Origin of the sequence: Ensifer sp. (assembly GCF_035999185.1) — a bacterium.
In the GTDB taxonomy this organism is placed as follows: domain Bacteria; phylum Pseudomonadota; class Alphaproteobacteria; order Rhizobiales; family Rhizobiaceae; genus Ensifer.
The window spans coordinates 47,870-73,449 of the sequence record NZ_DASYHB010000042.1 but is presented as its reverse complement, the minus strand read 5'-3'; the positions used below and the strand labels follow the sequence as shown (position 1 = coordinate 73,449).

General features: G+C 61.7%; 23 protein-coding genes. 19 read left to right on the top strand and 4 right to left on the bottom strand.

Annotated elements, in window-relative coordinates; translation table 11 throughout:
* Nucleotides 1-97: 97 nt before the first annotated feature.
* The 7 genes from VGO04_RS04760 (at nt 98) to VGO04_RS04730 (ending at nt 6,785) form a co-directional block, all read left to right on the top strand.
* Entirely contained in the window at nt 98-610 is a 513-nt protein-coding gene (locus VGO04_RS04760; RefSeq protein ID WP_327494814.1) for a TRAP transporter small permease, read from the top strand.
* Nucleotides 607-1,920, top strand: a complete 1,314-nt coding sequence (locus VGO04_RS04755; protein WP_327494813.1) for a TRAP transporter large permease — start codon at nt 607-609, stop codon at nt 1,918-1,920. The genes VGO04_RS04760 and VGO04_RS04755 overlap by 4 nt, the downstream gene beginning before the upstream one ends.
* Before the next feature lie 147 nt (nt 1,921-2,067).
* Complete coding sequence (locus tag VGO04_RS04750; RefSeq protein ID WP_327494812.1) at nt 2,068-2,328, top strand: WGR domain-containing protein; 261 nt, start codon at nt 2,068-2,070, stop codon at nt 2,326-2,328.
* A 299-nt stretch (nt 2,329-2,627) separates the two neighbouring features.
* Nucleotides 2,628-3,932: a sn-glycerol-3-phosphate ABC transporter substrate-binding protein UgpB gene (ugpB, locus tag VGO04_RS04745; RefSeq protein WP_327494811.1), complete on the top strand. Its 1,305-nt coding sequence runs from the start codon at nt 2,628-2,630 to the stop codon at nt 3,930-3,932.
* A 66-nt stretch (nt 3,933-3,998) separates the two neighbouring features.
* The gene (gene ugpA, locus VGO04_RS04740) at nt 3,999-4,880 is read left to right on the top strand and encodes a sn-glycerol-3-phosphate ABC transporter permease UgpA (protein ID WP_104663822.1); all 882 of its coding nucleotides are present in this window, start codon (nt 3,999-4,001) and stop codon (nt 4,878-4,880) included.
* Nucleotides 4,881-4,887: 7 nt separating this feature from the next.
* Nucleotides 4,888-5,736: a sn-glycerol-3-phosphate ABC transporter permease UgpE gene (gene ugpE, locus VGO04_RS04735; RefSeq protein ID WP_327494810.1), complete on the top strand. Its 849-nt coding sequence runs from the start codon at nt 4,888-4,890 to the stop codon at nt 5,734-5,736.
* Nucleotides 5,736-6,785 (top strand): sn-glycerol-3-phosphate import ATP-binding protein UgpC, encoded by a 1,050-nt coding sequence (locus VGO04_RS04730; RefSeq protein ID WP_327494809.1) that lies wholly within the window; start codon nt 5,736-5,738, stop codon nt 6,783-6,785. The genes ugpE and VGO04_RS04730 overlap by 1 nt, the downstream gene beginning before the upstream one ends.
* A gap of 66 nt (nt 6,786-6,851) precedes the next feature.
* Here VGO04_RS04730 and VGO04_RS04725 read toward each other — a convergent pair whose 3' ends face one another.
* The 3 genes from VGO04_RS04725 to VGO04_RS04715 all read right to left on the bottom strand — a co-directional run bounded on the left by VGO04_RS04725 (nt 6,852) and on the right by VGO04_RS04715 (nt 11,001).
* Nucleotides 6,852-7,361, bottom strand: a complete 510-nt coding sequence (locus tag VGO04_RS04725) for an NUDIX hydrolase (protein WP_327494808.1) — start codon at nt 7,359-7,361, stop codon at nt 6,852-6,854.
* Between the two features lie 93 nt (nt 7,362-7,454).
* Complete coding sequence (locus tag VGO04_RS04720; protein WP_327494807.1) at nt 7,455-9,038, bottom strand: Na+/H+ antiporter; 1,584 nt, start codon at nt 9,036-9,038, stop codon at nt 7,455-7,457.
* A 649-nt stretch (nt 9,039-9,687) separates the two neighbouring features.
* Nucleotides 9,688-11,001, bottom strand: a complete 1,314-nt coding sequence (locus VGO04_RS04715) for an MFS transporter (RefSeq protein ID WP_327494806.1) — start codon at nt 10,999-11,001, stop codon at nt 9,688-9,690.
* Nucleotides 11,002-11,170: 169 nt separating this feature from the next.
* On the opposite strand from VGO04_RS04715, the gene VGO04_RS04710 reads away from it, so the two are divergent.
* Genes VGO04_RS04710 through VGO04_RS04695 form a run of 4 tightly spaced genes read left to right on the top strand, consistent with a single transcriptional unit; the run spans nt 11,171 to nt 14,740 of the window.
* Nucleotides 11,171-12,010: an inositol monophosphatase gene (locus VGO04_RS04710; protein ID WP_327494805.1), complete on the top strand. Its 840-nt coding sequence runs from the start codon at nt 11,171-11,173 to the stop codon at nt 12,008-12,010.
* Between the two features lie 54 nt (nt 12,011-12,064).
* On the top strand, nt 12,065-12,685 hold the full coding sequence (locus VGO04_RS04705) for a dual specificity protein phosphatase (RefSeq protein WP_327494804.1): 621 nt from the start codon (nt 12,065-12,067) through the stop codon (nt 12,683-12,685).
* Complete coding sequence (locus VGO04_RS04700) at nt 12,678-14,387, top strand: metallophosphoesterase (protein WP_327494803.1); 1,710 nt, start codon at nt 12,678-12,680, stop codon at nt 14,385-14,387. Before VGO04_RS04705 ends, VGO04_RS04700 begins: the two co-directional genes overlap by 8 nt.
* A 2-nt stretch (nt 14,388-14,389) precedes the next feature.
* Nucleotides 14,390-14,740, top strand: a complete 351-nt coding sequence (locus VGO04_RS04695; protein ID WP_327494802.1) for a hypothetical protein — start codon at nt 14,390-14,392, stop codon at nt 14,738-14,740.
* A 13-nt stretch (nt 14,741-14,753) separates the two neighbouring features.
* On the opposite strand, the gene VGO04_RS04690 is transcribed toward VGO04_RS04695, so the two are convergent.
* Nucleotides 14,754-15,743, bottom strand: coding sequence for a LacI family DNA-binding transcriptional regulator (locus VGO04_RS04690; RefSeq protein WP_327494801.1), 990 nt, complete (start codon nt 15,741-15,743; stop codon nt 14,754-14,756).
* A gap of 598 nt (nt 15,744-16,341) precedes the next feature.
* On the opposite strand from VGO04_RS04690, the gene VGO04_RS04685 reads away from it, so the two are divergent.
* The 8 genes from VGO04_RS04685 to VGO04_RS04650 all read left to right on the top strand — a co-directional run bounded on the left by VGO04_RS04685 (nt 16,342) and on the right by VGO04_RS04650 (nt 25,547).
* Nucleotides 16,342-18,192 carry an iron ABC transporter permease gene (locus VGO04_RS04685; protein WP_327494800.1) on the top strand — a complete coding sequence of 617 codons (1,851 nt, stop codon included), beginning with the start codon at nt 16,342-16,344 and terminating at the stop codon, nt 18,190-18,192.
* A complete protein-coding gene (locus tag VGO04_RS04680; protein ID WP_327494799.1) occupies nt 18,192-19,325 on the top strand; it encodes an ABC transporter ATP-binding protein in 1,134 nt (377 codons plus the stop codon). The genes VGO04_RS04685 and VGO04_RS04680 overlap by 1 nt, the downstream gene beginning before the upstream one ends.
* 54 nt (nt 19,326-19,379) lie before the next feature.
* Nucleotides 19,380-20,516, top strand: a complete 1,137-nt coding sequence (locus VGO04_RS04675; protein WP_327494798.1) for an ABC transporter substrate-binding protein — start codon at nt 19,380-19,382, stop codon at nt 20,514-20,516.
* 41 nt (nt 20,517-20,557) lie between these two features.
* Entirely contained in the window at nt 20,558-21,685 is a 1,128-nt protein-coding gene (locus VGO04_RS04670) for an ABC transporter substrate-binding protein (protein ID WP_327494797.1), read from the top strand.
* 70 nt (nt 21,686-21,755) lie between these two features.
* A complete protein-coding gene (locus VGO04_RS04665) occupies nt 21,756-22,643 on the top strand; it encodes an inositol monophosphatase (RefSeq protein ID WP_327494796.1) in 888 nt (295 codons plus the stop codon).
* A gap of 14 nt (nt 22,644-22,657) precedes the next feature.
* Nucleotides 22,658-23,290 (top strand): dual specificity protein phosphatase family protein, encoded by a 633-nt coding sequence (locus VGO04_RS04660; RefSeq protein WP_414650513.1) that lies wholly within the window; start codon nt 22,658-22,660, stop codon nt 23,288-23,290.
* 271 nt (nt 23,291-23,561) lie between these two features.
* A complete protein-coding gene (locus VGO04_RS04655) occupies nt 23,562-24,398 on the top strand; it encodes a MurR/RpiR family transcriptional regulator (RefSeq protein ID WP_327494794.1) in 837 nt (278 codons plus the stop codon).
* A gap of 27 nt (nt 24,399-24,425) precedes the next feature.
* Nucleotides 24,426-25,547, top strand: a complete 1,122-nt coding sequence (locus VGO04_RS04650) for an ABC transporter substrate-binding protein (protein WP_327494793.1) — start codon at nt 24,426-24,428, stop codon at nt 25,545-25,547.
* Nucleotides 25,548-25,580 lie beyond the last annotated feature (33 nt).

Here is a 25,580-nt window from a genome sequence, read left to right as displayed (position 1 = left end):
GCGCCTGCGCCGCTCATCCAGGCGGAAATCGCAAAAAGCCTTGGGGCCGGCGCAGCAGCCGGCTTCGCGCTCTGCCTTTCAAATGATTGGGACCATCATGGAAACCTCACGCTCGCCTGAAGAGAACACACCTCTTCTTAGCCTCCGGCGCGCCGATGAAGCGGTCGGCGTCGCCGCCCTTCTCGTCATCGTCTTCTCGATCCTGTGGGGCGTCGTCAGCCGCTACATTTTCCCGCAGCCGGCCGCCTGGACCTACGAGCTGGCGATCATGGCCTTTGCCTATCTCGTGTTCTTCGGTGCGGTTGCCGGTGTGCGCCTCGGCACCCACGCGGCGATCGATGTTCTTGTTGCCGCGCTGCCCGACGGCTGGCAGCGGGCGATCGCCTGGTTCAATTACCTGCTGCTCGCCCTGTTCTTCATCGTCATGGCGGTGCTCTTCGGCTGGCAGGCCTGGACCTCGCGACACGTGCACACGATCGCGATGGACCTGTCGCGCAGCCTTTCCTACGGGCCGCTGGCGCTGGCTTCGGCCGGCATGTTCGTCCAGCACCTGATCGTCGAAAGGCCCTGGACCGTCCGCCTGCACCGCAATGTGGAATCGCTGATATGACCTTCTTTCATCTCGCTGGCCCGTCGCTGCTCGTCGTTCTCCTCTTCCTGCTGTCGACGCCGATAACCTGGGCGATGGCAATCGGGGCGCTTGCGTTCTTCTTCATCAACATGGACATGATCCCGCTTGCCAATTTCGCGCAGGAGATGGCGGAGGGTAGTCAGTCGGTGTCCCTGCTGGCGCTGCCGCTCTTCGTGCTCGCCGGTTGCATCATGAACGCCTCCGGAATCACCCGGCGGCTGCTGACGCTTGCCGACGTGCTTGTCGGCCACATGACCGGCGCCTTGGCGCAGATGTGCACGGTGCTTGGCACATTGCTCGGCGGGCTCACGGCGTCTGCCAACGCCGATGCGGCCATGCTTGCAAAGACGCTTGGCGTCGAGATGTCCGAACGTGGATACAGCCGGGCCTTCGCCGCCGTCATCACCTCGTCGGCTGCCATCATCACCAGCCTGATCCCGCCGTCGATCGGCCTCATCGTCTATGGCTTCCTGGCCGAGACGTCGATCGGCCGGTTGTTTGCCGCCGGCGTTGTTCCGGGCCTGGTGCTTGCGGCCGGACTGATGATCACCACCTATTTCATCGCCCGCAAGCGCGGCTACAAGCCGCTGCGCAAGGAGCGCGCCAGCCGCGCGGAGGCAAGCCGGGCGTTGATCGACGGGCTTTGGGCGCTGTCGATCCCGGTCGTCATCTTCGCCGGCACGCGCTATGGCATCTTCACCACTACCGAGGCCGGCGCGGTTGTCGTCGTCTACGTCCTGTTCGTGGCTGTCTTCGGCTACCGCGAATTTACCTTCCGCCAGATCCCGGAAGTGCTCGCCGAGGCAGTGCGCGACTCTTCTGTTGTGATGATCATGATCTGCGCGGCGGCGGCCTTTGGCTTCTATCTCGCCTGGGAGCAGGTGCCGCAGGCGATGTCCGGTTGGCTCGGCGGCGCCACTGACAATCCGCTTTTGATGCTGCTCCTCATCAACGTTCTCCTGATCGTCATCGGCACGGCGATCGAGGGATCGGCAGCGCTCATCATCCTGACCCCGATGCTGATCCCGATCATCGACGGCGTCGGCATCGACCGGGTGCATTTCGGCGTCGTCTTCATCACCAACCTGACGATCGCCGGCATCACGCCGCCGGTCGGCGGCCTCATGTACATCTCGTCCATGGTGCTGAAGGTGCCGATGATGGCCTATGCGCGCGAGGTGCTGCCCTATTTGGCGATGATGATGGTCCTTCTCGTGATGCTCAGCATGTTCCCGCAACTGTCGCTGTGGCTGCCGAACCTCGTCTACGGAACGGCTGCGGTCCAATAACGCGATCAGTCCGGCTTCTGCGCACTGAGTGGCGCGGAAGCCGGCCCACAGGTCGACCCGGAACACATCACCGGAATGAATCGATCAGCACTGATCGATTCAAAACTCTCGTTGGACGCGTGGCACCCGCTCGGCCATCGTCCTTGAATGCTGAGCCAACCCTACGACCTCTATATCGAAAGAACGGATCCGCGCAAAAACATGGCGCGCTTTTACGCCATGTCGATTGACCGGACGCTGTTTGGAACGGCCTGTTTGACGCGGCGCTGGGGCCGGATCGGCACCATAGGGCAGTCAATGGCCCACCATTTTGACAACGAGATGGAAGCCGTCACGCTGTTTCTTGACCTTCTGAAACGCAAACGGAGGCGCGGATATCAACCGCCGACCCCATTTGGTTTGCGATAGGCCGTCGTCCCGGGTGCACGGTGGCACTGCTCCGCCTTGCTTCCATTTCCCAACATGCGCCAGCGGCCCCTTCCTCTTTGCCCTTGCTCGGCCTTGTCCAGCCCTCGCGTATATGCTGCAGAACGAATATTCCAGTCGCTATTATCTTCGATTTTACCGTTCTATTTTTCTCTTGCAGGTTCGTTCTCCTTCGTTTTTAATCAACGCACTTTCGCCACGAAAGTCAGACGCGTCTTGTTGAGGAGAACGGACGCGGCCCGGGAGAAACATTATTCGTCTTAATGATGGGAGGAACCGCCATGAGAGTATTCCAGTGGACCCTTGCGGCCACATCCGCGCTTTCGATCGTTGCCGCCTCTGACGCCCTCGCAGCGACGGAGCTTTCCTGGTGGCACGCCATGACCGGCGCCAACAACGAGACGGTCGAAAGGCTCGCCAAGGAATTCAACGAAAGCCAGTCGGAGTACAAGATCGTACCGGTGTTCAAGGGCACCTATGCCGAAACTCTGAACGCAGGTATCGCTGCCTTCCGCTCCAAGCAGGCACCCGCCATTTTGCAGGTCTTCGATGCCGGCAGCGGCGTGATGCTGGGCGCCGAAGGCGCCGTTGTCCCCGTCGTGGACGTCCTCAAGAAGGGCGGCTACGAGTTCAACAAGGATCAGTACCTGCCGGGCATCGTCGCCTATTACTCCAAGCCCGACGGCACGATGCTGTCCTTCCCGTTCAACTCGTCTTCGCCGATCCTCTACTACAACAAGGATGCTTTCTCGAAGGCCGGTCTCGATGCGGAAAAGCCGCCGGCAACCTGGCCCGAAGTCTTCGAAGCCGCCAAGAAGGTCAAGGCAAGCGGTGCGGCAAATTGCGGCTTCACCTCGACCTGGCTGACCTGGATCCAGACCGAGAATTTTTCCGCGTGGAACAACGTGCCCTATGGCACGCATGAAAACGGGCTTGCGGGCCTGGACGTGGAACTGAAGATCGACGCGCCGCTCTTCGTCGAGCACTTCCAGTCGATCGCCGACCTCGCCAAGGATGGTACGTTCCGCTACGGCGGCCGCACGTCGGAAGCAAAGCAGCTGTTCATGTCGGGTGAATGCGCCATCCTGACGGAGTCGTCCGGCGGTCTCGGCGACATCGTCAAGTCGGGCATCAACTATGGCGTCGGCCAACTCCCGTATTACGAAGGCCACGGCCCGCAGAACACCATTCCCGGCGGCGCAAGTCTTTGGGTCTTTGCCGGCAAGGAGGACGCCGAATACAAGGGCGTTGCGGAGTTCTTCCATTTCCTCTCGAAAACCGAAACCCAGGCTCAGCTCCATCAGGTTTCGGGTTATCTGCCGGTCACGCTTGCAGCCTACGAGGAAACCAAGAAGTCCGGTTTCTATGAGAAGAACCCCGGCCGGGAAACGCCGATCAAGCAGATGATGGGCAAGGCGCCGACGGAAAACTCCAAGGGCGTTCGCCTCGTCAACCTGCCGCAGGTTCGCGATATCCTCAACGAACAGTTCGAAGCCATGCTTGCCGGCCAGAAGGACGCAAAGGCCGCGCTCACCGAAGGTGTCGAGAAGGCCAATGCGGCGATTGCCGCGGCGGCCGGAAACTAACTCCCCAATCAATAGGCCCGCGTCGCGCAACCGCGCGGGCCTGTCTTTTTATGGATGGGGCACGCCATGCAGTCCGTCGTCTTTCCCAACAAGGTCCTGCCGTATCTTCTGCTGGCGCCGCAGATCGTGCTGACCGTGGTCTTTTTCTTCTGGCCGGCGAGCCAGGCGCTCTATCAGTCGGTCTTGCGCGAGGATCCGTTCGGCCTGAAATCCGGCTTCGTCGGTCTCGCCAATTTCCGCGCCATCCTTTCCAATCCGGATTATCTGCATTCGCTGCAGGTCACCGTCGTCTTCAGTCTTGCAACGGCTCTCCTGTCGATGGCGCTCGCCCTGCTGCTTGCAACCTCGGTCGACCGGGTCGTGCGCGGACGAAACGTCTATCGCACGCTGCTGATCTGGCCCTATGCGGTCGCACCTGCCGTCGCAGGCATGCTGTGGCTGTTCATGTTCAATCCGGCGATGGGAACCTTTGCCTATATCCTGCGCCGGAACGGCTTTACCTGGGACCCACTGTTGAACGGCGACCAGGCGATGCTGCTGGTGGTCGTCGCAGCGGCCTGGAAACAGATCAGCTACAATTTCCTGTTCTTCGTCGCCGGCCTGCAGGCGATCCCGAAATCGCTGATCGAGGCGGCGGCAATTGACGGTGCGCGCGGCACCAAGCGGTTCTGGACCATCGTCTTCCCGTTGCTCGCGCCAACAACGTTCTTCCTGCTCGTGGTCAACACCGTCTATGCGTTCTTCGACACCTTCGGCATCATTCATGCGGTGACCGGGGGCGGTCCTGCTAAGGCCACCGAGACGCTCGTCTACAAGGTCTACAACGACGGCTTCGTCAATCTCGACCTCGGCAGTTCGGCCGCTCAATCCGTCATCCTGATGGCAATCGTCGTCGCCTTGACGGCCTTCCAGTTCCGCTTCGTCGAGAAGCGGGTCCATTATTCGTGAGCCGCCGATGATCGAGAACCGTCCCATATCGACCCTGATCAGCCACCTGGTATTGGTGATCGGCATCGTCATCGTCGCGCTGCCGATCTATTACACCTTCGTCGCCTCGACCCACAGTTCGATCGAGATCGTGCGCCCGCCGATGTCGCTGACGATCGGCAATCATCTTGCTGAAAACTACCGGGATGCCGTTGGCGGGGGTGTCGAACGTGTCGTCGGCGTCAGCCTCGAGCGCCTGCTGTTCAATTCCACGGTTGTGGCCCTCGCGATCGCCATCGGCAAGATCGTCATCTCGTTCCTGTCGGCCTTTGCGATCGTCTTCTTCCGCTTCCCGCTGAAGATGCTGTTTTTCTGGATGATCTTCATCACTCTCATGCTGCCGGTCGAGGTGCGCATCCTGCCGACCTACAAGGTGATCGTCGACCTCGGCCTGATCGACACCTATGCGGGCCTCACCCTGCCGCTGATGGCTTCCGCGACGGCGACCTTCCTGTTTCGCCAGTTTTTCCTGACGATACCGGGAGAACTAGTCGAGGCCGCGCGCATCGACAATGCCGGCCCGTTCCGCTTCATGAAGGACATCCTCCTGCCGCTGTCGGCAACGAACATCGCGGCGCTCTTCGTCATTCTCTTCATCTACGGCTGGACCCAGTATCTCTGGCCGCTGCTCGTCACCAACGACGCGAAGATGAACACGATTATCATCGGGCTGAGGCGAATGATCGACTTCACCGACGCCTCGACCCCCTGGAACTACGTCATGGTGACCGCGATCCTCGCGATCATCCCGCCCATCCTCGTCGTCGTGCTGATGCAGCGCTGGTTCGTCAAAGGCCTTGTGGAGACCGAAAAGTAATGGCTGAGATCACCCTCAAAGACATCCGCAAAACCTACGGCACGGTCGACGCGATCAAGGGCGTCTCGCTCGACATCGCCGATGGAGAGTTTGTCGTTCTGGTCGGCCCTTCCGGCTGCGGCAAGTCCACGCTTTTGCGCATGATTGCCGGGCTCGAGGGCATTACCGGCGGCGACATCCACATCGGCGGGCGACGGGTCAATGATGTCGAACCGGCCGAGCGTGACATCGCCATGGTGTTCCAGAATTACGCGCTCTACCCGCACATGACGGTGCGCCAGAACCTCGCCTATGGCCTGAAGAATCGTAACACGCCTGCCGATGAGATCGACCGACGCATTACCACAGCTGCGAGGACCCTCGAGATCGAGCCCTATCTCGAGCGCAAACCGCGCCAGCTTTCCGGCGGCCAGCGCCAGCGCGTCGCGATGGGACGGGCGATCGTGCGCCAGCCCGCGGCCTTTCTCTTCGACGAACCGCTTTCCAATCTGGACGCCAAACTGCGCGGCCAGATGCGCATCGAGATCAAGCGGCTCCAGCGTTCTCTCGGAACGACCAGCGTCTATGTCACCCATGACCAGATGGAAGCGATGACGCTTGCTGACCGGCTGGTCGTCGTCAATGCGGGCCGCATCGAGCAGGTCGGCACGCCGATCGAGCTTTATGAGCGGCCGGCCACGACTTTCGTCGCCACATTCATCGGCTCGCCGTCGATGAACTTGCTCAATAGCACGGCCCCCACTGCCGGATGGGCACTGGCACCCGACGTGGCGCAGCCAGGCGGCGAGTATACCCTCGGGGTGCGACCAGAGGATCTTTCTCCGCTTCCCGCCGACGGCACGACGGCTCCATTTGAGGCGACCGTGCGCGTGGACGGGATCGAGCTGGTCGGGGCCGAGAGCCTGATCCATGGCAGGCTGGAGAATGGCGCAGACTTGGTGTTCCGCATTTCGGGTCGGGCCCGCCACGACGTCGGTGATGTGGTGAAGGTCGGCGCCAAGGCCGACGCGCTCCACTTCTTCGATGCAAACGGCGATCGGCGCAAGTAAGGGCTGCAGAAAGCGGCACGACCTTCAGTTTGTCATCTGAACGTTGACTTGCTTGCGCAGGCGGCTTCAGCGCGGCTTGAAGTCGACGAGCAACGATTTGAGCTCGATTTCGCGAACCCGCCGCGCTGCTTCGTCTGGGCTCACCCAGGCAAGCGTGCGTTCGCCCTTTTCCTTGTATTTCTCCGCCTGTTTGGTCGCTTCGATCTGAAATACGTCAACGACGCAGGGCACCACGTCACCATCATCCAGCATCTTCAGATAGGTGTAGCTGCCCACGGGCTTCTTGCGGACCTTACCGCGGACACCCGCCTCCTGCAGCGCTTCTATGGCCGCTGCCTCATGCGGATCCTTCTGCTTCATCGGCCATCCCTTCGGGATGAGCCACCGGCCACTGTCACGTGACGTCACAACAAGAATCTCGATCGCCGACCGGTCAGCCGTGCGACGAAAGCAGAGTGCTGCATATTGCTGGCGAAACGCGCCGGAAAACAATTTCTCGGGCGTAGCCGCCAGCTTCTGCAGCAGTGTCTTCGGCTTGGGTGCTTTCTGCGCCTTGGTCTTCTTGATCGCTCTCAAGCTCCTCAACTCTCGGCGCCAGTCATGACAAAAGCTTCTAAGCCATCTGACGGCTGAACCGAAAGGGAAAACGACAAAGCCCGAGATGTTGTTTCATGCCTTTGCGGCAAGGGCGCTCAGCTCTTCGAGATCAAGGTCCCGTTCCAGCTCGTGCAGCGTCTCGTCATCGATCTCGCCGGCCCGATGAAGCCGCAAAAGTTCGCGCCGGCCGGTGGCGACGGCCGCAAGGATCAGGTCGAAGTGGGCGTGAAGGATCGGTACGTAGTGCTCCGTGCGCTCGGCATAGTCGACAATGGAGACCGCCCGTCGCTGATACCGCTCCAGCAATTGCGGATGGATGAGGTTGCCGGCGGTGTCATAGGCCTGGCTCTCGACGGTCACGAGTTGGACCTGGGCCATGGCGGCCTCGGCCTGGCTCAAGGTGAGGCGCGCCTTTTCCGATTGCGGCTCGACGAGCCCGGCCCAGGCGATCACGCGTCCGAGCGTCGTGCCCTGGATCAGCACGGTTCCAAGGATAACGGCAAAGGACGTCACCAGGATGAAGTCGCGGCCGGGGAACCCCTCCGGCACGCTCAGCGCCAGCGCCAGCGTCACCACGCCGCGAACGCCGGCCCAGGAAAGAACCGTCGCCGCCCGAGCCCCGACAGGCGTGTAGCGCTTGATTCCGAACGCATTTCCGATCCGGATGACGGCATCCGATCCGAACACCCAGGCGAAACGTGCCAAGGTCAACGCAAGAAGGATCACCACGATCGGCCATGCCATCGTGGCAGCGACGGTTTCAAAGCCACCACCACGTTCGACGACACCTCGAAGCGACAGGCCGATGAGGATGAAGACGGCCGCCTCCATCAGAAAGACGATCACGGTCCAGAACGACGTGCCGCGCATGCGGGTCGCGGCAGAAAGCACCGTGTGCTGATGCCAGCTGGCAATCAGACCCGTGGTCACGGTCGCGATCACGCCCGAGACGTGCAGGAATTCACCGAGCAGATAGGACGTCCAGGAAAGCAGCACTGTCGCGGCGATGATCAGGTATTCGTCGCCGAGACGACGGGCCAGCTGAACCCACGCCGTGCCGACGGCAAGGCCGACCAGGGCGCCGCCGATCGCCAGCAGGAAAAAATTGCCGACGGCTGCGCCCGCACTGAAAGCGCCGGTCACCCCGGCGGCAATGGCGAAGCGGAAAAGCACCAGGCCGCTTGCGTCGTTGAGCAGGCTTTCGCCTTCAAGCAGGATCTGCAACCGCCGTGGCAGGCGCACGCGTTGAAGGACTGCACGGGCCGACACGGCATCGGGCGGCGCAACGATTGCACCGAGCGCAGCGCAGGCCGCCAGGGGAAGGGCAGGGAAGAGCAGATGTGTCGTCAGCGCCACGACGACGCTGGTGAAGAACACAGCACCGACCGCAAGCGAAGCGATGCCAATCATATGACGCCGCAAGCGACCAAGGGCGATCGTCCAGGCGCCGTCCATCAGCAGCGGCGGCAGGAAGATCACCAGCACCAGCTCAGGGTCGACCTCGATGGTCGGCAGACCCGGAACGAAGGCAAGGAGTGCGCCTCCCGCGAGCAACGCCACCGAGGGCGGCAATGCGAGCCGATCAGCGACGTAATGCAGCGCGATGATCGAAACAAACATGCCGATCACCAACTCGAACAGATGTGTCGGTTCCACGCCCCCGCCTCCAAGCCATATGACGATCGGCTGTATTACAGAACAGGTTTTTGCCGAAACGCAATTGCTGCGCCGGATGCCGGCGAGGGGGTCAGCAGCTGGGTTGCCGGGCGGGGTCGCGCACGAGGTATCGTTCGGGCAAGAAAAAAGGGCCAGCGGAAGACCGCGGCCCATAAGGTGTGAAGGTCAAAAACCTCCAGAGGGGAACAGCTGCTGCGGCGGACTGGGAGGAGACCCGCCATGTGCATCAGCTGTGTGCTTTATGCCTGATTTTTGACCACCTGGAAAACAATTATTGTGCAATGCAGCTATGCAGATATCGATGAGCACGGCGTGTGGGAGCGCCCGTCGGTTCGTCCTTTTCGGATTTTTTGGGATATCTCAAAAGACAATCGGGGCCGGTTGGAAACACCGACCCCGATGAGATAGTTGCTACACTAGCGGCCGGTGAGCTTGGCCGCGTGATCATTCTAGACCCACTTTCGCGATCGAAAAGTCGGCGCGTGGCACACCGGGGTTATGCCCAGGCAATCCACCTGATATCCACAGGCTGGCCCCGGCCCAAGATCTTGATGGCGCTGGCGTTTCGCCGAACTGTGATCAGAGCGACAGTTGCCACCCACTTTCGGACAACCGACTAGGCTGGAACTTAAGCCAGCGATGCCTGGCGCGTTTCCGCGTCGATCAGGACGGCTGCAATCGCGGCGACCAGCAGCAATCCGGCGAAGGTGCCGATTGCCAGCGCAAATCCTTTCGCCACCAGAAGTCCGATGAGCGATGGGGCAAGCAGGCCGCCAAGCCGTGCCATCCCGCCTGCGGCCCCCATTCCGGTCGCCCGCAACGCCGTCGGGAAAAGTTCGGGCGTATAGGCGTAAAGCGCACCCCAGGTGCCAAGCAGGGCGAAACTCATGATGAGCAGAGCGGCGGCGATAAGCGACGCTTCGCTCGCAACGACGAACAACAGGCAACTGAGGGCGGACAGCAGGCAGAACCCGATCAGGGTCGGGCGGCGTCCCCACTTCTCGACGCCATAGGCGGCCAGCGCATAGCCCGGGATCTGCGCCAGAGCGATGAGGACAAGGAACCCGTAGCCCCGCACGAAACCAAACCCTTCGCCGGCGAGCCGCGGCGGCATCCAGGTGAAAACGCCGTAATAGGAGACCGATACGAGGAACCAGACCGTGAGGATCAGAAGGCTGCGCCGGCGCAAATCCATCGAAAAGATGCCAGTGCTGACAGAAGGCGTCGGCGGCGCGATCGACACGGTCGTTTCGAGTTCCGCGCGACCATTGGCGCGCAGCATTCGATTGATGATGCTCTTCGCTTCGACGGCCTTGCCGGCGCGCAGAAGATAAAGCGGCGATTCCGGAACGAGGAAACGCAGTCCGACACCGATTGCTGCGGGAATGGCAGTGACCGCGAAGATGTAGCGCCACGCGTCCGCTAGACCGGCGAGCGAGATCAGCCATGCCGCCACAGCGACAATCAGCGTGCCCACCGCCCAGAAGCCTTCGAGCATGACCAGCCAGCGTCCACGGCTGCGAGCAGGCAGGAATTCCGACATCATCGCATAGTCGACCGGCAGGGTGCCGCCCACGGCCGCGCCCGTCAGGAGGCGCAGAAGCAGCAACAGCTCGAAATTGGGAGCGAAAATCGACAACATGCCGAAGACCGCATCGCAGGCGACGGTGACGATCAGCACCCGCCGGCGGCCGATGCGATCGGCCAGCCTGCCAAATCCGACAGCGCCGATCAGCATGCCCAGGAAGAAGACCGTACCGGTCTGCAGTGCCTGGGGAACGGTAAGCCCGAAGGTTGCAGCGATCGATGCAGCGGTGAAGCCAACGGCGAGCACCTGCATGGCGTCGGCAGCCCAGACGAGGCCGAATATGCCCATCAACCGGCGCTGATAGGGGCCTGTTCCCGCGCGGTCGAGCGCGTCCTGAATCGTGATTGCCGTCATCCTGTCCTGCCCTTGAGTTCACCGCGCGGACACTACGTCGGCGGGTCGCACTTGAACATCAAAGAATTGGCTTGCTCGGAATGTTCGCTTGAACCGCTCACAACCAATTTCGACTTGCGCTCGATGCACACGCGTGCAATTATGCACGCGTGTGCAATGGAGCCAATTGATGAACGACCTTAAGCCGCGTTATTCAAACGACCTTTCGGGCCGGGCCTTGTTGTGCCAGGACGTCATTCGCTCCGCCGGGATTCTGGTGCTCGATGGCTTCCGGCAAAGCCGACAGCGCGGCTTCTCGATGAAGGGGCCTCAGGATTTTCTGACCGAGACCGACGCGGCGTCCGAAGCCCACATCCGCCAGGCGATCGCCGAGCATTTTCCGCAGGATGCGTTTCTCGGAGAAGAGGGCGGCGGTACGATTGCCGAGCGCGTCTGGGTCGTGGACCCGGTCGACGGCACAGCAAACTTTGCCCGCGGGATCCCCCATTTCTGCATCTCCATCACCTATGTCGAAGAGGGCAGGGCGGAGATCGGCGCGATCTATAATCCGGCCCAGGACGAGCTCTATTTTTGCCGACGAGGCGCCGGTGCAACGCTGAACGACAAGGCGATCAAGGTCTCGCCGACGGCAACGTTCGACGCCGCCTCGGTCGAGATGGGATGGTCGCGCAGGGTGCCGGATGGCGTCTTCCTGGACACGATGCGGCAGATGCTGGAGAAAGGCGCCAATGTGCGCCGCGGCGCATCCGGAGCGCTCGCCCTTGCCTATGTCGCCGACGGACGCTCGGATGCCTATGTGGAACTGCACATGAACGCCTGGGACTGCCTCGCCGGACTGTTGCTCGTGGCGGAAGCCGGCGGCATCGTCTGCCCGTTCATGGAGATTGGCGATCTTCGAGACGGTGGGCCCGTTCTTGCTTCCACCCCGGCGATCGCCCGCGGCGTCAGCGATGCCTCAGGCATTCCGATAGAGAGCCGGGAACGCGCCGACGCGTTACAGCTCGCCTGAACGACAGTGGAAGAAGCCGGCGAACCACGCATCGCCGATGAAGAGGAACTTGCAATGGATGCACCGGTTTACGCGCGCCCCGCGATCAGCCTGATTGGCACGGGCCTCGGGCCGCACAGCGCCGATCTCTATATCGGCGGCAGTGATGGCGCACGCGACCTGGATCTGCTGAAGCGCCACGGCATCTCGATTGTCGTCAATTGCGCGATCAACTTGGATATCAACCTTGTTCGTGCGGAGGAGGTCGCGGTCAACGACGACCTCTTTGCGAGCGGCTACGCCGACATCCGCTACTACAAACTCGGCATGATCGACGGAGACGGTAGCCCCGACACGATGATGCTCGGCGCCTATTATATTCTCGACGGTGCCCTGCGCCAGACGATGCCGAAACGCGCGACTTATCCTTACAGCGATGGCGGCAATATCCTCGTCAACTGCCGTGGAGGGCGCAGCCGCTCGGTCTCGCTGGTGGCGCTTTTCCTGCACAAGCAGCAGCCGCATCTCTACCCGGCGCTCGACGCTGCGGTCGCCCACATCCGCGAACACAGGGAGCTTCGTCCGGACGAATGGTTCGAGACCCCGAAGCCGATGCTCTACGAGGCCGCGCGCCGCGCCTCGACCTGGATCGATCTGGTGGAAGCATCCCGCGCGGAGGCCAGTGCCGATGCCTGACTTGCCACGGATCGCCGTCATCGCCGACGCCCATTTTCACGATCTCGAAGGTGAATTCGAATTTCCCGCCATCGAGATCGACGGCGAAAAACTGGCCGTGAGAAGCTGGGTCGACACGCGCGAATCCACCCGCGTCTTCAATGAAAGCGCCAGGGCGCTCGACGAGGCGCTGGCGGACGTGTCCCGGCGCGGCATTCGCCATGTCGTTCTTCTGGGCGACTATACCGATGACGGGCAGCGGCTGACGACCGAAAGCACCCGCGCCATCCTGGACCAACACGAGCGTGAGCACGGGACACGTTTTTATGCGCTTCCCGGCAACCACGACATCTTCGGTCCGAGGGGCAGGCACCACACCAAGCAATTCCTCGATACGAACGACACCAGGGTTCTTGTCACCAGCGACGAGGGCAGGACTGCCCCCGGAACCTACGCCACCCCCGGCATGTATTGCGAGGGATACCCAAGCGGGCTCGCACCCATGGCCGCGTTCGGGTACTTCCGAAGGCCGGACTACGTTCACTGGGAAACGCCTTTCGGTCTGTCCGACAAGGCTGAAGACCGCCTCTACACCGTCTCCTCGCCCGATGGCCTCAATCGCTACAGGTTGATGGATGGGTCCTATCTGGTCGAGCCGGAACCTGGCCTCTGGCTGTTGATGATCGACGCCAACGTCTTTGAACCACGCGACGGCAGCTTCGAACACGGCGAAGAAGCGGCGTTCGTCGACAGTACCGCTGCCGGCTGGAATGCGCTTTTGCGGCTGAAGCCCTTCATCATCGACTGGATTGCGGATGTATCGGCGCGGGCAAGGAGCCTTGGCAAGACGCTTCTCGCCTTCTCGCATTATCCTGCGCTCGATCCGTTCGACGGCGCGACCGGTGCAGAGGGCGTTCTTTTCGGCGAGACGAACATTGCTCGCAGAACCCCACGCGAAGCGGTCGCGCAAGCGCTTGTCGATGCCGGGGTTACTGTTCATTTCAGCGGCCATCTGCATGTCGAGGGCGTGACGCGCAGACAGAAGAGCGGTCGCCAGCTCACCAACATCGCCGTGCCCTCGCTGGTGGCCTTTCCGCCAGCGTTCAAGATCATCGAGCCGTCTGCGACGGGCACTGCAATTGAAACCGTCGAGCTCTCGGCGACAGCGGTCGACCCGCGTATCCTGACCGCCTATCGGCGCGAAATGGTCCGATCGGGCGACAGTCCGGATCGCGCCTTCGACGCCCCCGACTACGGATCTTTCCTGAAGGCCCACAAGCGCGCCCTCGTCGAGCACCGCTACTTCCCGAAGGAATGGCCGAAGGCCGTCGTCGATACGGTTTCGGGGCTGACGGTGGAAGAGGTCTGCGAACTCTTGGGCGGCGCTGGCGCATTCAAGCCTGTGCTCGCCGCGATCTCGCAGGGTGCGGTCCAGGATGAGCAATCGTTGGCTCGGCTCGACATGATCGACCTCATTACCGATTGGTATTGCCTGCGCCAGGCGGCCTCATTGGCGCTCGACAAGATCCCGGAACCGCGCCTCAAGCTCTATCGCGTTCTCGCTGACCACTTTGGCCGGTCCCCCGAAAAGGGCTGGGCAGGATCGACGTCAGACTTTCTCTCGATCTTCTTCGGGGCGTTTGACGCCTTTCTCGATCGCGCCGAGGCCGGCAGTCTTCGCATCCACGTCGAGCACGCATTTGGCAAAGAGGAAGCTGCCTGATCATGGGCCAACAGGTTTTCACTCCAGGCTCCTGCGTCGCTCCGCCCAAGACCTTCATCGAGTTGAGGGAAGCCTGCCGCATCGGGGCCCGCCGCTTGAAGGGCGGGCGCCTGGAAGTGGCCAAGTTCGTGCTTTCCCATCCTTACGACGTCGCCTTTGCTAGCGCTCGGGAAGTGGCAACGCGCAGCGGCGTCTCGACGACAACGGTCATGCGCCTCGTCAGTGACCTCGGCTTCAATACCTACGCATGTTTTCAGCAGCTCTTCCGTGCGGAATTGTTGCGCGGCAGGACCAAAGCAGGGACCGATCGAGAAACCTATTCGGCCGGCTCTATCTTCGGGCACCAGACTTAGAGTGTCGCTCCACCTAGCGGCGTGCGGTTTTGCGCTCGACCATTGCGACGGGAACGACCTGGAGCCGGGTTTCCATCTCATCGGACTCCAGCGCCGCCAGTACATGGTCCGTCAATGCCGTGAAGGATTGGGCGACCGTGGTGAGTTCGTAGCTCTTCCAACCCGCCTGCGGGATATCGTCAAATCCGACGACGGAAAGATCGGCCGGGATCCGGCGTTGCATTTCGGTGCGGGCCGCATCGAGAAAACCGAGCGCCAGCAGATCGGTAACGCAGAAGGCGCCATCGATCGCCTCGTCGACGAGGACCTCGCAGCCGGCCTGGTAGCCGGTTTCATAACTCGTCGTGCCGCCGGTCCAGGCAACGACTTCGACACCGGCCGCCGCCATTTTCTGTTTGAACGCCGTGGTGCGACGCACCTGGGCGGGGGTCTGGCTACCGCTGGACACCACTGCCACTTTCCGGCATCGCGCCTCGATCAAGCGCAGCGCAGCGAGATCCGCACCGCGCGAGTCGTCGCTCAGCACCATATTTGTGTCGGTGCGATCGAGCTTCTGGTTGATGAGGACCAGTTTGACGCCATTGGCGACGCACTGATCAACGATCGATTCCGGTGGTTCGCCCGAGAGCACGACGATCGCCTGCGCACGAAACTCGAACAGAAGCTCGATCAGCGGCGCGATGTCCTTGCGGGCGTCGGCCGCATTGAGAAGCAAGCATTGCAAGCCGCGACGCAAAAGGCCGATGCTCAAGAGATCGAGCTGTTTGGCGTGAAAGGGCGAGCTGAGGTTGGCACCAACAACGCCGATGAGGTTGGATCGGTCGTTGTTCAGGCCCTGCGCCAGTCGGTTGACCCGATATCCGAGTTCCCGCGCAGCCTTCAGAACCTTGCGCCGCACAGCCTCGGAAACGCTGGCTCCAGGCGTGAAGGTTCTCGACACCGCTGAGCGCGAAACGCCCGCGCGTTTTGCGACTTCTTCAGCCGTCACGAAGCCTCTTGCCATGCCTCTCCCCTGCAGAATCAGACGGTTTCCATCAGGGCCATAAAAGCTGCCCCATTCCAACGAAAAAGTGCACCCGACCCGCACAGCACACCGTCCGTGACGCCCGCCAGATCGGACCGAAACGACCAGAATTGCTGCTGCATTTTTCGGCCATGTCACGGACTGTCTATCGCTTTTGGCGCGTCACTGATCACGCGTTCGAAAACAGAGGTATATCATATTAAAAATCACACACAAAACCAATTAGTTAGATCATTGCGCACGTGTGCATTTTTCTATTGACAAGGACGCCTCGTCATTGGATCATACGTTCCATAGACGGACGAAATCTAGAATGTTTGTTCTGTCTATGTTCGTGAAGATGGTAGCGCGGTTGAGGAGCCAACGCTGGCATCGGGCAGGCCATCGGCGCCTGTCGGCGAACGGGGAGGATTGAGTACCCGATAGACGCGATCGCCTCGGGTCTATGCGCGGATTTTGCATGTATCAGCGCCAGGTCGTGGCGCCTGGTCTCTCATTCCCCGTTGGCATTTTTGAACTCCCGTCCGGCATCGGTCGCCGCGGCAGGTTGCGCATGTTGAGTTCCGAGGGGAAGAGCATGGCCTTAGTGACAGAAACAGCCAAGGCATCTGCGGTGTCAGACGACGCATTGGCGCCGACCGCATGGCAGCGTTGGCGCTATCGAATGAAGGTCGCCTCGCGGGAGCCGACAACTTTGATTGGCATTCTGACCGCTCTTTTGTTCACCTATATCATCGTCGTTCCGATCATCTCGATCGTGCTTGACGCGGTGCAGGTTCAGTTCGGCCATGAGCGGCGCCTGGGCAAGGATTTCGGCGAGCTCACGCTCTACTATCTGGATCGCGCCTTCCTGTCGCCGGTCTCGGTTGACCTCTTCTGGCGACCTCTGCTCAACACGCTTTCGGTCGCACTCGGCGCCATCAGCCTGTCGCTTATGATCGGCACGGTGCTCGCGTGGCTGATCAGCCGCACGGACATGTTCGGAAGGCGCTGGTTTGCGACCGCGCTGATCGTTCCCTACATGCTGCCGGCATGGACCTTCGCGCTTGCCTGGACCACGCTCTTCAAGAACCGCACGGTCGGCGGCCAGCCGGGCTGGTTCGAAGCGATGGGGCTAACGCCGCCGGACTGGGTCGCCTACGGGCGTTTCCCGATCATCGTCATCCTGGCGCTCCACTATACGCCCTTCGTCATCCTGCTGTTCGGCTCAGCGCTGCGCCGTTTCGATAGCCAGCTCGAAGATTCGGCCCGCATCCTTGGTGCAAAACGTTATCAGGTGGCGATGCAGATCATCCTGCCGCTGATGCGTCCAGCCTTGCTATCCTCGATGGTTCTGATCTTCGCCAAATGCCTCGGCGAATTCGGCGTACCCTATGTGCTCGGCCTGCCGGTGAAGTTCGAGGTGCTCTCCACGTCGCTCTTCCGCAGCATCGCGTCGCGCCAGACCGGTGTGGCCGGCGTCGTTGCCGCCTCGATCATGCTGATCGGCATCATCACCCTGATGATCGACGCCCGACTTGTCCGAGAGGCCCGGCGTTTCGTGACCGTCGGCTCCAAGGGATCGATGAACCGCCAGAGCCGGCTCGGAAAGTACCGCCTTCCGGCGACCGGCTTCGCGGCCCTCATCTTCTTCCTGAGCGTTGGCCTGCCGCTGCTCACCCTGTTCTTGTCCACCGTCATGAAGCTGCCGGCGCAGTTCACGCTCGACAATTTCACGCTCGACTACTGGATCGGCCGCGACCTCCATACGGTGGCGCTACAGACCGGCGTGCTGTTGAGCCCAGATCTCTGGGCCGCCGCCAAGAACACGCTTATCATCGTCGGCCTCGCGTCGCTGACCTCGGGCATTCTCGGACTGCTCGTCGGCTATGTCGTCATCCGCACACCGGTCAAGGCCCTGTCGGTCTATCTCAGGCAGGTCACCTTCCTGCCCTATCTGGTGCCCGGCATCGCCTTTGCCGCCGCCTATCTCTCGCTTTTTGCCGTGCCGCGTGGACCAATGCCGGCGCTCTATGGCACGGTCACCATCCTGGTCCTGGCGTTGATCGCCGACCAGATGCCCTATGCCTCGCGCGCCGGTATCTCGGCCATGACCCAGCTTGGCAAGGATCCTGAGGAGGCAGCGCAGATCGCCGGTGCCGGCTGGTTCCGGCGGATGATCTCGATCGTCATCCCGATCCAGAAGGGCTCGCTCGTCACCGGCGTCCTGCTGCCCTTCATCTCCGGCATCAAGGGCCTGAGCCTCTTCGTCATCCTCGCCGTGCCGAGCACGGACGTGCTGACCACCTATTCGCTCAGGCTCGTCGACTACCACTACACGCAAGCCGCAAACGCGGTCGTGCTGATCATCGCCGCCATCGCCTACCTCGGAACCCTGGCAGCCCAGAAACTGACCAAGACCAATCTCGCAGAAGGACTCGGAAGCTGATGCCCACCATCAATCTCAGCGGCGCCCAGAAGAACTACGGTGTCAATTCCGCCAATGCCGTGTCGAACCTCGACCTCGAGATCCGTGATGGTGAATTCATGTGCCTTCTCGGACCCTCCGGCTGCGGCAAGACCACGACATTGCGCATGATCGCCGGTCTTGAAAACCTTTCTGACGGCGAGATCCGCATCGGCGAACGTCTGGTCGACTCGGTGAGGGCAGGCGTGTTCATCCCGCCGGAGAAGCGCGAGATGGGGCTCGTGTTCCAGAGCTACGCGCTCTGGCCGCACCTGACGATCGAGCGCAACACCGACTTCGGTTTGCGGCTGCGCAAGCTGCCGAAGGAAGAGCGCGAGCAGCGGGTCGAGAAAGTCATGCAGGCGCTCGACATCGCCAAGTACCGCGACCGCTATCCGTCGCAGCTTTCTGGTGGCCAACAGCAGCGCGTGGCGCTTGCCCGCATGCTCGCGGTTAATCCGGGCGTGCTTCTGCTCGACGAGCCGCTGTCGAACCTCGACGCCCGGCTGCGCCTCGAAATGCGAGCCGAACTCAAGCGCATCCACAAGGAATTCAAGACGACCATCGTCTTTGTCACCCATGACCAGTGGGAGGCGATGACGCTGGCAACGACCATCGCCGTGATGAACGAGGGCACGCTACAGCAGATGGGCACGCCCAACGACATCTACGACCGCCCGGCAAACCGCTTCGTCGCCGAATTCGTCGGCAGCCCGCCGATCAACATCCTGACCTTCGGCTCGTCAGCAGCCTCGGAATTGTCGCGTGCGGCCGAAGCGTATCTCGGCGCGCGTCATCCGACGCTACGCGGCATCGGCTCGGTCGGCCTTCGGCCGGAGGCGATCGGCTACGCCATGAAGGGCGGAGATGTTCCTGCCGGCAGCTTCGGCGGCGAGATGACGGTAACGGGCGTGCTGCCGACCGGCGGGAGCTGGATCCTTGAGCTTAGGAACGACAGCGACACCCTGTTCTTGACGACCAATAGCCTGCCGCGCGTCGAGACTGGAACACGGGTCTCGTTTTTTGCTCCGCCCGAGGCGCTGCACGTCTTCGACAAGGACGGGCAGCGCGTCGCCGAGGCGGATGCGCTTCTGCGCAAGAACGCCCTGAACTGAGCCGCTTTGGCGCCAGACAATGAACCGAAACATAATCTGAGGGAGGAACAGACGATGCATTTTCGGACGAAAGACAGGGCAGGGCGCGCGTTGAGGCGCGCATTGCTGGCAACCACCATCGTCGCTTTCGCCGGACCGGCGCTGGCGCAAGAGCCGTTCGACCTGAACGCGCTGATCGAGGCGGCACGCAAAGAGCCGCCAATCACCGTCTATGACAGCACCGGCAAGATCGTCGAAATGGCCAAGGCCTTTGCCGAGAAGTACGGCGTCGGCGCCGAAGGCTCCAAGGTCAAGGCGACCGCGCAGCTCGAGATGATCATTCGCGAAGCCCGTGCCAACAACATTCAGGGCGACGTCTCTATCATCAGCGACGCGCCGGCCGCCATGGCCCAGCTCATTCCGCAGGGCTTTGCCGAGAGCTGGCTGCCGCCGGATCTCGCAGAAAAGATCGCCGCCGAATATCAGAACCCGCTGACCGTTGTTACCAGCGCCAATGTCTGGGCCTACAACACCGAACTCTTCGACAAGTGCCCGGTCACCAACATCTGGCAGCTGACCGGACCGGAATGGAAGGGCAAGGTCGCCATGCAGGACCCGCTCGGCAAGGCGTCCTATGTCGACTGGTTCAACCAGATGTCCAAGCACGGCGACGACAAGGTGGCAGCGGCCTACAAGGAGCTCTACGGCAAGGAACTCGTGGCCGACGACGGCAGCGCGACAGCCGCCTGGGTGAAGGCGCTCGCCGCCAACGCGCCGCTCTTGACCGATGCCGATGCGGCGGCGGCCGATGCGGTTGGCGCACCGGGGCAATCGCAGCCATTCATGGGACTGATGAGTTCGGCCAAGTTCCGCGACAATGCCGAAAAGGGCATGAAGCTCGGCCTTTGCAAGGACCTGAAGCCGTGGCTCGGCTGGATGTATCCCGGCGTCGGGCTGATTACCAAGGGCACCAACAGCCCCAACGCGTCGAAGCTCTTCATCCACTACGTGATGACGGCCGAAGGCATCGCGCCGCAGGCCGAAGACGGGAAGATGTCCACCAACAAGGACGTCTCGCTGCCCGCCGACGAGCCGTCGGGCATCGGTGCCGTTCTCGACCAGGTCATGCCCTACCAGATGGCAACCAGCCTTGAGGACTGGGATGCGCGCGAGACCTGGCAGGATCTCTGGCGGCTCAACTACCAGAAGTAAGTGCAGCAACGTTTGAAACGGTCTCCTTGGGAGGGGAAACCATGAAGAAAGCAAAGAACAAATACTTGGCATTCGGGGCGGCATTCGCCGCCCTGACAACGGCCATCGCAGTCGAGGCACGTGCCGAGGAGGCGTTCAATCTCGATGCGCTCATCGAGGCGGCAAAAAAGGAAAAGCCGATCAACGTCTATGACAGCACCGGCAAGATCGTCGAAATGGCCGAGGCCTTCAGCGCGAAGTACGGTGTAAAGGCAACCGGCGTCAAAGTCTCGGCCAACAGCCAGCTGGAAATGATCATTCGCGAGGCCCAGGCCGGCAACGTCCAGGGTGACGTTGCGCTGATCACCGACGCGCCGGCAGCGCTGGCGCAGCTTCTGCCGCAAGGTTTCGTCGAAAGCTATTTGCCCGGCGACATGAAGGACAAGATACCGGCGGCCTTCCAGAATCCGCTGGCGATTTCGACCAATGCCAACGTCTGGGCCTACAACACCGAGGCCTACGACAAGTGCCCCGTCTCCAACATCTGGGAACTGACGGAAGCGAAGTGGAAGGGCAAGATCGCGTTGGTCGACCCCTTGACCAAGAGCACCTACACCGACTGGTTCAACCAGCTGGAAACGCATGCTGACGCCGCGGTGAAGGAGGCCTACAAGGTCCACTTCGGCAAGGATCTCGAAACCGCCGAGAAGAGTGCGGCCGCCGCCTGGATCAAGGCTTTGGCGCAAAACGGGCCGCTCGTGACAGACGGTGACGATCCCGTCGCCGAAGCGGTTGGCGCCAGCGGGCAGAAGGAGCCCTTCTTCGGACTCTTGAGTTCCGCCAAGTTCCGCGACAACGAGGGCAAGGGCTACAAGCTCGGGCTCTGCACCGAGCTTCAGCCATGGGTCGGCTGGACCTACACCAAGCTCGGCCTCGTCGCCTCGAAGTCGGCAAGCCCGAACGCCGCCAAGCTCTTCATCCACTATGTGCTGACGGAGGAAGGCATTGCGCCGCAGATGAAGGACGGCAAGCTGCCGACCAATATCGACATCAAGATGCCTGCAGACGAACCGTCGGGGATCATGGAAGTGGCGGACCGCCTGTTCCCCTACAATGCTGCCACCGGCCTTGATGACTTCGACCGACGCGAGGAATGGCAGGACTTCTGGCGCGTGAACTACAGCAAGTAGAAAACGCAGCCGGCGCGACAGCACGAGGACAAGGTCGCGCCGGCCTTTTCGGCATGGATGGGAAGAGAGCATGAACAACGCCAACAAGGCCGTGGGCCAGAGGGCCTCGATCGACGAAGAACGGCTCGACCGCTCACGCCAATTGATGCGCATTGCCGAGGGTGCTGCGCGAGCGGTCGGCGGGCCGCTGCTTGCGGCCTTTCGCTCGGATATGGCGGTCGACTACAAGCGCGACCTGCATGACATCGTGACCATCCACGACAGGAACGCCGAGACCCTGATCCGCGACTTCATCTTTGATCACGAACCGAACTCGGCCATGCTCGGCGAGGAGGGCGGCCAGGTCGGCGACGGCGAGATCCAGTGGTATGTCGACCCGATCGACGGCACCGCCAATTTCGCCCGCGGTCTCGCATTCTGGTGCATCTCGATAGCGGCCGTCGAACGGGGAGCCGTCATCGCGGGCGTGATCTACGATCCTGTCGCTGATCTCTTGTTTTCGAGCGACGCCACGCGCGCCTATCTCAACGGCGAGGTCATCGCGTCGAAGTCGGTGAGCGAGGAAAGCCGCGCGACGCTCATTACCGGCTATCCCGTTTCGCGCGACTTTCGCCTTGATGGACGGGTTGTCGCCCTCAGCCGTTATGGAGACCTGGTCGAAACCTTCTCGACCGTCCGCCGGCCCGGCAGCGCAGCACTCAGCATCGCCCATGTGGCGGCAGGATACGTCGATGTCGCCGCCGGTTTCGGCGTCAACGCCTGGGACGTGGCCGCCGCGATCTTGATCCTGAAGAATGCCGGCGGCCGCTATCAGCCACTTACGCTTGGCAAGGTGCCAGAGGGCTCCGCCGACTATTTCTGCCCCGGCTATCTGGCCTATGGCGCCGGTGCGGACTACCCGACCTTGAACCGCGTCGCCCAGGCCATCTGCGATGGCCGCAAGGGAAAAACACCATGAAGCACGAGGACAGCATGTACGGGAATTCAGCCGATGTCGCGACCACCAGCAAGGCCAGCAGGGAGCTCGCGACGCTCAGCCTCGTCTATTCCAAGCATCCGGCCTACGACGTCGACATCTTCATTGCCGGCAAGGAAGGCGCAAGCGATCTGGACCTGCTGCGCGCCAATGGCATCACCACCGTCGTGAATTGCGCCGTCAACCTGGACTTCAATTTCGTCGCAGAGCCCAAGCTTGTTTCGGATCACCGCAACAGCGTTCATGGTCCCGGAGAGATCCGCTACTACAAGATCGGGCTTATCGACGGCGACGGCAATCCCGATACGCAGATGCTCGCGGCGCATTACATCCTGAAGGCTGCGTTCGAACAGGTTCTGCCGGAAAAGCCCTCCTATCCGCGGCGCGAGCACGGCGGCATTCTCGTCAACTGCCGCGGCGGACGATCGCGCTCTGTCGTCGTCGTGTCGCTGTTCCTGCATCTGACGCTGCCGGCCGAGTTCCCGACGCTGGAGGCCGCGATCGCGTTCGTGCGCGACAAGCGGGGCCTGCCCGCGGACGAATGGTACAAGGCACCAAAACCGGTTCTTACAGCAGCTGCGCAACGAGCCGCAGCATGGGCGCGCGCGATCGAAGCCGGTGGTATCTGACCATGCAAATACGCCACCCGGCAAAGGTGGGTTTGCGGGGCTTTGCAAAGTATTTTTTCGACACCGCCAAAGGTTGTATTTACGCCTGAGTTCAGCACGCAGGGATGGCCTGAATCGGGCATCTCGTCTGCCCCAACCTAGCAAAAGTCATTGCCCTAGACAGTTCATCGGATGCCTTGCAGGCCATTGCAAAGATTCTTGCATCACAATCATTGACGGCAGCGAAACTTGCAGAGACCATACGTCCAGCAAATGAACTTGCAGGGACGTCATGACCATACTCGATCGCATCAAGGCGCATTCCAGGCGACTGACCGAGGCAGACCAGAAGCTGATCGCCACCATGCTGGAGAACCGGGCGGAAGCAGCCTTCCTGTCCGGTCCGCAGCTGTCACAGCGCGCAACGGTGCATGAGGCGACCGCCACGCGGCTCGCACAAAAGCTTGGCTACAAAGGCTTTCCGGATCTGCGCGCCCAGCTGCAGCGAGAGGTCCTCGATGATCAGGATGCCGCCAACCGGATGCGCCGCTCTGTCTCAAAGGTCGAGCATGGCGACTATCTGACCGATCTGATCGCAGCCGAGATAACGGCACTCGAAACGCTTGCACGCTCGGTGGAGCAGGCGGAGATCGACAGGGCGGCGGATCTGATCTTTGCTGCGCGCCGCGTTTTCATCTTCGGGCAGGGGCACGCGCAATCGGTGGCAGGTTTCCTGCAGCGCCGCCTTGATCGTTTCGGCATGACCACGGTTTCGCTCACCGGACGCGGCAGGGATATCGCCGAGCGTCTGGTCTGCATGGAAGCCGGCGACCTCGTGGTCGCGCTCGCTTTTCGCAAGCAGCCACAAAGCTACGGGCCGCTGGTGCGGCATGCGGCGCGGATCGGCGCCCAGTCGATCCTCATTTCCGATCTCGCCGGCCCGCTGATGGAGCCGCCTGCGGATCTCATGCTCTCGGCGCCCCGCGGGCGCTCGGGAAGCGAATTCCAGACACCGACGATCCCGTTTGCGATCGTCAACGCCATCGTGCTCACGATTGCTGGCCGTCATCAGGGGAAGGTGATCGGCAGGCTGGAGAAACTGTCGGAGCTGTTCAACGACTTCGACTGAGAGAAATTGATAAGGGAGGAGAACAACATGTTGAAAAGACTGACCAATGCCACGCTTGCCGCGTGTTTCATCCTGCCGTCGATCGCTGTCGCATCCGATCTCGACGGAATGACACCACAACAATTGCTGCCGCTGGCGCAGAAGGAGGGCAGCGTTACCGTCTTCTCCCTGTCGAGCCGCATCGCGAAGATCGAAAAGGCCTTCGAGGCTGCCTATCCCGGCATCGACCTGATCGGCCTCGACATGAGCTCGACGAAGCAGATCGCCCGCATCGAGGCCGAGCAGCAGGCAGGAGTCCATGCGGTCGACGTGCTCTACATTGCCGATACACCCGTCGTCTTCACCAAGCTTCTGGAGGCTAAGCGGATCGTCAACTACGTACCGCCGCGCGTGACTGGCGAATTGGAGGACCGCTACAAGGGGCCGCTTCTGACCCAGCGCCTTTCCACCAAGGTGCTGATGTACAATGAGAAGGCGTTCCCGGACGGTTCGCCCGTTGCCAATCTCTGGCAGCTGACGGAGCCGCAATGGCAGGGCAGGGTGCTGATGGTCGATCCGAGCCAGCGCGGCGAACTGCTTGATCTCTTGACCGAGATCGCGCTGCATCCGGACGAGATGGCCGCCGCCTACAAGGCACATTTCGGCAAGGATATCGAAGTGGAGGCCGACCTTCAGGGCGCCGGAGAGCAGTTCATCAAGGACCTCTTCGCCAACGACCTCATCCTCGTCCCCAACAGCGACGTGCTCAACAAGTCGGTCGGCGACGTCAACGCCAAGAACCCGCCAGTCGGCTTCGGCACCTATTCCGATCGCCGTGACAACGAGAAGGAAGGCTGGGCGCTGCAGATCGCCAACAATGTCGAACCGGCCAACGGTATCCTCTTCCCGGCTGTGCTGACCGTTGCCGACAAGGCACCGAACCCGGCGGCGGCGCGGTTGCTGATCGACTTCATGTTCGGCGACGACACACCATCAGGCGGGCCAGGCTTCGAGCCCTTCAACGTCCCGGGCGACTATGCCACCCGCAGGACGATCGCCGATCACCCGGACTCGGTCAAACTCGGGGAGTTGAAGGCCTGGACGATCGACCCGGCAAAGACGGCCGCCGCGCGCGGACGCATCGCCGATCTGATCATCACGCTCCAATAGGGAAGATGCCTGCCGGCACACATCTTGATGCGT